Raw genomic sequence first — 8,092 nt, 5'->3', positions numbered from 1 at the left:
CACTCAAAGACTCACGAACCGCCCACTTACACGTCCCCAACTGGCCCAAGGGTCCATTCCCCTTCGAGCTGGGCAGTCGCCGCACCGACGCCCGCACCCGGTCCACCTACTTCGCCCCTGCCTCCGCCCGCGCGATCTACGGGGCACCCGGGCGGCCACGCCGCTGGCACCTGCCGCTGGACGTCAAGCAGGACGGACTCCACCTGCTGGGCATGGAACTTCTCCGCGCAGCCACGGCTCGCAATCCAGAACATGCCCTGGCCGTCTTGCACTTGAGCGTCGAAAGACCGCTGCTGCCTGTACTGCGCTCTCTGGCCGGCCGACGGCCGAGCCCCATCGACGATCCGCTCGCAGGTCCCCTTGACCCAGCCGGGCTTCTCGCCGGCATCGCCGACGTCCGCAATCCAGACGCGCCCTTCGCCATAGCCAGGCCCTACACCATCGCCTTCATGACCCCTACGTCACAGCAGACCCCAGCCCTCCGCTCCGGCCTGGAAGGGGCGCTGCCTGCGAGCGCGGATCGCTGGCTGTGGCAACTGGCGTCACGCTCCACCACGGACGACTTTCCCCTGCCCCCAGAGACTGCCGGCGAACAGCTCAAGGACGTTGTCAGGATCTCGGCAGACTGGAGTGCCCTCGTACTACGTCAAGGGGCAGCCTTCCTCGGCCACCGGGCCGACACCGGCGCCGGCGACTTTTTCGAATTCGCCGCATTGCACTCCCGTACCGTCTATCTCGACGCCCTTCTCCTCGGCGCTCTCCAGCGCGATCACATCGACGAGCTCACCGACGAACTCTCCGAGGTGTTCAACTCATCACAGCTGGCACGCCGGGTTGCCGCACTGGAGAGGAATATCGCTGTCTTTCGCAGCACCTACTGGCGGCAGCACCTCACGGCACACGGGGCAGCGAACGATCTGCTGCTCGCCTTCCAGAACCAGCACCGGCTCCCAGCCCGTTTCCATGAAATCCTCGCTGAAGCAGCCGACTACAGCAGACTCGTACAAACTCAGGAAAGCCAGCAGATCAGTGGGGCCCTCGGCGTCCTCACCATTCTCGGCCTGCCACTCGGCACGGCCCTCAGCATCCTGCAAGTCCTCGGCGACAACTCTGTGGCAGACCTGCTCATCGCACTGACACTGTCGGTCGCCGCCGCAGCCGGGGCCCTCACCACACGGTATGGGCGCTTGGTCTTGTCATCCCTGCGAGGCAGGGATGACGAGGCGTAGGACGCTGCAACCTGCCAGGTGACCGGGCCGGGTAAGCCCGACCAGTCGGCCTTCGGGCGATCCCGAGACGGACTGTCGTCGCACCCGCATCCGGGTGCTCAGTTGCGCTTCACTGACGCCGACGGGCTGCGGCTGACCTGCTTCGCCACCAACACCAAGCACACCCCGATCGCCGATGTGGAACCCGGCGCCCACCCGGCGCGACAGCCGGGCCATCAGCCTGCCCACGTGACAGAAATCCCCGCCGTGAACAGGCAGAAAGGGTCCGTCAGCAAGCTGACGGACCTTCATGCAAGATCGAGGTTAGTGCTTCTTCATGATTTTGAAGTAGGTTGTGCCCAGGTTGAGCTGGAACACCATGCCGTACTGTTTGCGGATGGCGGCCACCGTAGCGGAAGACGGTTCGCGCAGACACCGTTTGACCGGTGGGTCATTTTCACACGGGCCTGTCGGTTCGCTGATGAAATTTGGTTTCCATTGGCGGTCGCGTACCGGATCCCACTTCAGGCTCTGGCTTGCGGCGTCACGCAAAGGCACTTCAGGATTTCGTTTGTCATACGGCTTCCGGTAGTAGTCGATGAGCGCTCCGTCGACTGTGTGGTTGAACTCAATGCCGGGTACGTTCCTGTCGCCGGCTGTGAGGATCCCGTCGAGGACGGACACGATGTGTTTCGGGTCGGCGCCGAAGTAGGCGGTGACATTCAGACCGCAGCTGATCTTGTACAGGTCGCTGTCCCTGGTCTCCAGCCATCCCTTCGCCGTTCCGCCCCAGCAGTTGTCGCGGACCACGACCAGGCCGAGCTTCAAGGGCGTGTGCTCGACGTACGCCTGAACCACTTCTCTGAGCCCAGCTTCCGACTTCTGCCTGGCGTTGACCGCTTCCGGGCTGCCGGCAAGTTCGCGGACAGTCTTCTCCGGTACAGCCCGGTCCTCTGCCGAGCACGCGGACACCGCCAGCGCCAGAAGCATCAATGCCGCTGTCTTGACCTGCTTGACCCGCTTCATGAACGTGGCTTCCTCCCGTCTGCCCTCAGCATGCAGCCCACGTGCGGCGGGCAGCATGAGTATGTGTACTCAAAAAGCGTGTGGGGAAGCCCTGTTGGACTTCCCCACACGGTCTGGCTGGGTTACTTCTTGGGCCAGGCGTCCAGCGCGGCCTCCAGGGTGTCCGCGTACAGTCGCGCCCCGGCGATCTTCGGATGGAACGACTGCGCGGAGATACCGAACTGGAAGAACGGCCAGTCGATCTTCGGTTCGTCGCTGTCTGTCAGATCGGTGACAATGCCGTGAATGCTTTCGGGGTCGCCGCAGACGGCCTTGCCGTGGAAGAACGCCTGCGGGTTGGCATAGCCGACGTCCACTCCGTGCTTCCTGACGAGGTCAGCGGTCTCGAACATCGTCTGTGCCAGGTAGTCGGCCACGCCGTTGAGCCACTGCGATTCCTCCGGTGAGATCCCGACGAGAGGGATCTTGTTGAGGCAGGACGCGTCGTTGGACAGCAGCGGCGGGTAACCCATGAGGACGATCCTGGCATTCGGGGCCTTGCTGTGGATTGCCTCGATCGTCTTCTGGATGCTGGGTGCGACGACATCGCTGATGAGGTCCGGGATGGCTTCCGCGAGCGGCTTGCCCTGGTAGGGGCCGTCAGGTACGCCCTTGCCTTCGACGTTGTCGAACTTCTTCTCCTGGCACGGATTCCCTGGCCCCATGCACTGGGTGATCACGTAGCCGAACCGGGAGTCGTTGCCGCCGATGGAGATGGTGACCAGGTCGGTGTTCTGGTCCAGGTATCCCTGATTGATCTGCGGCAACTCTCCGCTGTTGTCGTATGTCCTGTCGTTGTTGTCGGCCGGAGCGATCACGTTGTAGGTGCGGGATCCGGAGCAGGCGATGAGGTGGTAGTCCATCCGCGCGCTCCAGTTGTCGTCCAACTCGCCGATGGAGAGCTGTTCGCCGGGGAGCTTTGCCTGCCGGGACCATGCGTAGGTGGAGCGGTGGCAGCCGTCGCGGTCTCCGCTGGCCTTGTTGCGCCAGTTCGTCTCCGGGTAGTAGTCCCGGTTGCCCTCGGAGGCTCCCTCACCACTGGAGAAGGAGTCGCCCATCGCGACGACCGTGTGGTTCGGTTTACCGGGAAGGCCCTGGAAAGCGACCGCGCCCCAGGCAACGTCCTCGTCGCCGGTCCCGTCGGCGGTGGTGTTGGTCAACGTCACGGACGGGGTTCCGGTGAAGTGGAAGACGCCGAGGCTGACCCATCGGCCGGCTCGCTGCTCCACGATCCGCGTAGGGCTGCTCGTGTCAGAACCGCCGATCGTGTAGGCGGCCTGCCTGGTCTGTGCCCCGGTGTCGGGAAGGTGGACCAGGACACGCCCCCAGTCGAGGCTCTGGCCGAGGGTCCAGGTGCCGCCGATGGTCATGTAGCCGCCGTCACCGCCGAAGTGGTCGGCGTTGCGGGTGTGGGTGTACCAGTAGTGGCCGCCGTACCCGCCGCCCACCGAGTGCAGGTCGGCCTTCGCTTCGTACCGGCCTTCCGTACCCGGGTTGAACTTGAACTGGAAACTTCCTGCGGAGTGGATCGTTGCGCAGCCGCTCTGATCGCTCCAGGACGGCGTTCCGTCCGGCACCGAGGCGACGACGTTGGATCCGGCCGGGGCGGCGGAGCACACAGGCGTACCGGTCTGGAGCCGGTAGCCGCGCCCCGGTTCCTGCACCAGCTTCTCGTACTTGATGTTCTCGTGCCCGCAGCTGACGTCGCAGTCGGCCTTCCAGCTCACGTTCGGCTGGTTCCACCAGTACTGTGCATAGCACTCGGCGTCCGGGCACTTCGGCGGCGTGTTGGGATCGCAGTTGTTCTTGGAGTTGCAGAACGCCTCCAGCGGCGGCTGCACGGCGGTGCGCTGGGCGACCAGGGTCCACCAGGCGGGCCGGAAGCCGGCCGAGGCGAAGCCGGACTCGCCCGGCCAGTCCTGGCGGCCGGAGGTGGCGTAGGAGAAGCCGGTGTCCTGGGACCAGGCGGCCCAGCCCATCACCTTCTCCTCGTACGGCCAGTCCTGCGGATGAGCCGCGTCCTTGTTCGCCGCCGGCCCATCCACGTCGGTGTTCATGAACGGATGGCCCCAGCCCTTGGCGTAGATCGGGTTGGCCGGGTTGTTGTACCAGCCCAGGCCCCAGTGCCCGGAGTGGCTGCCTGCCTGCGACGGAGGGTTGAAGCCGAGGTTGTAGTTCCACACGGCGGTGAACCAGTTCTCCACCCTGGAAGAGTCGTCGTTGTTGACGGTGATCTTCTGGCCGTCCTGGTGGACCTCGTTCCACTTGTCGGCGAGGATCTTCAGAGAGGCGGCCACGTTCGTCGCATAGTCGATCGCGACGAGCTTCTGCAGGCCGGGGGACAGGCTGGTCTCGCCCGGCTTCTCGTGGCCGGCCAGGCGCATGCCGTCGGTCACCTGGCCGACGCCGTAGCCGCAGTCGGACTTGTCCCAGTTGATCTGCCAGTAAGCGGCCGGGTCGCTGGGCTCGGCCTTATGGCCGTAGTAGCCGTCGACTGCGGCCAGCGGGTTGCCCATCTGCCCGGGGATCGATCCGCCCTCGGCCTGCCACAGGTTGGACTCCTGGGCCATGATGCCGAGGACCACGTTGGCCGGGATCCTGCCGCCGCCGCTCAGCTTCGGCAGCGGGAACAGCGCCTGCGGGTCGACGGTGCCGAGGCCCGCCTGGGCACGGTAGTCGCCCTGGCGGATGTAGCTGGCGCTCAGATCACCGCGCACGGCCATGTCGACGGCCCACTCGACCTGGTTCGGCGTCGGCTGGAGTGCCTGGACGTTGACGTCGTTGCGGGATACGGCGCACCAGCGGTCGTCGTCGGTCGGTGGGCTCACCGTCAGCCCGGCCGCCTTCGGGGAATGCTTGGGCCGGGTGTGCGTTGCAGTGGCGGTGGCGAGGACCGGGGAGGGGTTGTTGCCCGAGCCGTCGCCGGCGTTCTGCTGCACGCTCTGTGTCAGCCTGGTTCCGGTGGTGGTGGCGGTGCTGGTGACCGTCAGGGGTTCGTCGCCGGAGGTGCCGGGCGTCGCGGTGTGGGGGGCGGGTTCCTGGGCTTTCGTGAAGCCCTTGCCCGCGTCCTTGATGTGCGTCAGTCCGGCGTGCACACCAGGGGTGAGGACCGGGTCGATGGCGAGACGGCCGTGGGAGGACACGTCGGTGCCGGCCGGGGCGGCGAGGCGGGTGACGCCGGTTCCCGCGGTGGCGGGTGCGCCCTTGGGGTGGCCGGTGAGGAAGACCCTGCCCGCATCGCCCTGCATGAGGTCGAGATCGCCGAGCTTGCCCGAGGCGATTCCCCTCGGCGTGCCGCGCCCGGTGAACAGCTTGGCGTGCGCCGTGGAGTCGCCCTTGCGGTCGAGGAAGGCGATCGTGCCGTCGGCGGCGGGCCGGATGTCGAACGGGGCGCTGTCCGCGTCCGCGAGGTTCTTCACCCTGCCGGAGCGGTCGAGGCGGACCAGGCGGCTGCCGAGTGCGGCGACCGTGCCGTCCTTCACCGGTACGGCGCTCGTGATCTCACCGCGGGCCGCCACCGTGCCCATGGTCTTCCCGGACACGTTCACGGTGATGACGCGCGTGCGTGTGCTCGCGGCGTCGTTCATGTCCCGGAAGCCAGTGAACGCGGCCTGGTGCGTGGTCGTGTTGCAGGACGGGTCGAAGGACGCCAGTGACGCGGTGAAGGGCAGCTTCGTCACCTTGCCGGTCGTCAGATCGACGATGGCGGCGAATGCGCCGCCCTGCATCAGGTCGGGTTTGTTGGTGAAGGCGCGCGGCGCGTAGACGACGGCCGCGTGCGTGTGGTCCATCAGGCACTGGTTGCCGATCCACGAATCGGCCGGCATGCCCGGTTCCGACAGTACGGCTACGGTCTTCCACGCGTACGCCTTGTCGCTGTCGGCGACGAGAATACGCAGACCGTCCGCGTCGGCGGCGGCGGTGAGCGCACGGTCCGGGCTGTTCTGCCAGCCCTTGCCGAGCTTCTTGCCCGGGTCCGGTATCCGGTCCGGGGGCGCCGGTGGTGTGGTGGAGCGGGCGGCGGGATGGGAATTGGGTGCGGCGGCGGCCGGTACGGCCTGGAGCAGTCCGCCGGTCAGAGCCGCACAAGCCGCCATCGCAGCCCAGGGCGTGCCTAATCGTCTTCTGGATCTCAAGAGAGAGTTTCCCCGTTTCTCGTGAGTGGTGTCCCGTGCCTGGTCGAGGCAGGGCTCGCCCGCCCACCGTCACGACAGAGGGCCGGAGCGCGGGCTGAGTTCAAAGCGGGTCAGCTGGTAGCGGCGGGCACGGACATCGCCTCGCAGCCGATGCCCGTGCCCGCCGCAGCTTCCGCCCCACTGGGACGCAAAGGGACGAGACGCGAATGGAGAGTTGTTTACCGCTGGTATTCGTTCCGCTCGACGCTCACGATGGTGATCTGCGGGTGCGCGGGAGGCGTGTGGCCGGGATCCTTTATAGTCAACTCGGTCGGCCACGAGGTCCCGGGATATAGACCTACGACGTCCATCGAGGCGCTCGCCGTCGCATCGAAGCCGCCCGGCCCCGTCACGCGAATGCGGAATCGGTAGAAGGCACGCTTGGCGCCGCTGTTGACCACCTCTACGGGGACTGCCAAGGCGTCCCTGTCCCGTCTGGGCGTGTAGATGGTCACATCTCCGCGTCGGATGACCGGAGTTCCGAACTGCTCGCCGCCCTTGGCGATACCGGACACTGCGGACGGCGTAATGGTCACCCCAGGCGGTGCGGCCTGCCTGCGCTCCCTCTCCGCCTTCTGCCTGGCCGCTTCTGTCCCGTCAGGGCTCGTAGCGCCCGCTGACGGCGATGTCGCGGAAGCCGACAGTGAGGACTGGGGAGCTGATGTGCCTCGACCATGACTCGCCTGTTCATGCCCGCACGCAGCGGTCATCGCTCCGGCAGCGATGAGCAGGACGAGGAGCCGACGAGATACCGGCGTGTGCACGGGCATGAACATGTACCTCGAAGAAGGAGAGGGACGGGTGATGGTCAGTCACAGCCAGCAGCGTGGGTTTGGTGGTTGATGATCGGGACATCGCCCTCCCACATCAGGGCAGTCACCTGCGCGCAGGCTGGGTCGAACTTGATAGGGGTGCTCTCGTACTTGACCGGACCCGCGTAGTCAGAGAACGAGCCTTCATCGACGTTGCACGTAGTCCAGCACACCTTCAGCTTCATGTGCTTCTTGGCCCCGAGGTTGTTGTCGAAGAGGGCGCACGCCCCGTTCGTCCCCGATGTGTACTTGGTGTACGTGAACAGGGTTCCGAACCGGCGGGCATCCGGAAGAGGCTCCATAAATTCCAGTTTGTATCCGCTACCGCATAACAAACCAGCGGCCTGTACCGCTGTGGGATCCGTCGCCGCGAGGGCACGTGTCTGCGGATCGGCACTCGGTGAGAATTCCACGTTGGTGCCGGGCACCTTCTCGGAGATCGGCTTCGAGTCCTGAGCCAGGGCCTGCGGAGCTGCCAGAACCGAAGAGATGACAGCGGCAGAGAGGGCGAGAGTAGGTAGCCACTTGCGCATAGCGATGTTCCCCCCGTGTTGAAGGCACAAGAGGGGACTGCCGTGGTGGCAGGCGCGATGCGGTCCCCGTTGTGCCCAGTGCGTGTTGGTCGTCCGCTCCCGTCCCGCCCGAACGATACGAGCAGGCAGTTCCCCAACTGACCGGGAGCAGCTCGCCACTCTAGACAGAGCATGTTCATGCCGGTCAAGAGCAGCTATGTCGGCCCGGCTGAAAGCAACTCCGGCAGCGGCAGTCATCCGGAATGCGGTGATCAAGTGTGCAACCCAGGAGGTACCTGTGTGACTCCTGTGGAGCGGAG

Annotated in this window: 5 protein-coding genes; 1 reads left to right on the top strand and 4 read right to left on the bottom strand. The window is 65.9% G+C overall.

Annotated elements, in window-relative coordinates; genetic code table 11:
• On the top strand, positions 1–1,229 hold a 1,229-nt coding region (locus tag BIV23_RS01260), incomplete at its 5' end, for a ZIP family transporter (RefSeq protein WP_071378819.1).
• A gap of 303 nt (positions 1,230–1,532) precedes the next feature.
• Here BIV23_RS01260 and BIV23_RS50075 read toward each other — a convergent pair.
• The 4 genes from BIV23_RS50075 to BIV23_RS01240 all read right to left on the bottom strand — a co-directional run bounded on the left by BIV23_RS50075 (position 1,533) and on the right by BIV23_RS01240 (position 7,793).
• Positions 1,533–2,234, bottom strand: a complete 702-nt coding sequence (locus BIV23_RS50075) for a hypothetical protein (protein WP_071378804.1) — start codon at positions 2,232–2,234, stop codon at positions 1,533–1,535.
• A gap of 122 nt (positions 2,235–2,356) precedes the next feature.
• Positions 2,357–6,370: an SGNH/GDSL hydrolase family protein gene (locus tag BIV23_RS01250; protein WP_071378803.1), complete on the bottom strand. Its 4,014-nt coding sequence runs from the start codon at positions 6,368–6,370 to the stop codon at positions 2,357–2,359.
• Between the two features lie 257 nt (positions 6,371–6,627).
• Positions 6,628–6,963, bottom strand: coding sequence for a hypothetical protein (locus BIV23_RS01245; protein ID WP_143079026.1), 336 nt, complete (start codon positions 6,961–6,963; stop codon positions 6,628–6,630).
• A gap of 293 nt (positions 6,964–7,256) precedes the next feature.
• The gene (locus tag BIV23_RS01240; RefSeq protein ID WP_071378801.1) at positions 7,257–7,793 is read right to left on the bottom strand and encodes a hypothetical protein; all 537 of its coding nucleotides are present in this window, start codon (positions 7,791–7,793) and stop codon (positions 7,257–7,259) included.
• Positions 7,794–8,092 lie beyond the last annotated feature (299 nt).

The organism is Streptomyces monashensis, assembly GCF_001866665.1.
Classification (GTDB): Bacteria; Actinomycetota; Actinomycetes; order Streptomycetales; family Streptomycetaceae; genus Streptomyces; species Streptomyces monashensis.
Note: the sequence above shows the minus strand (reverse complement) of the source record. Positions and strands in the feature narration are given on the sequence as shown.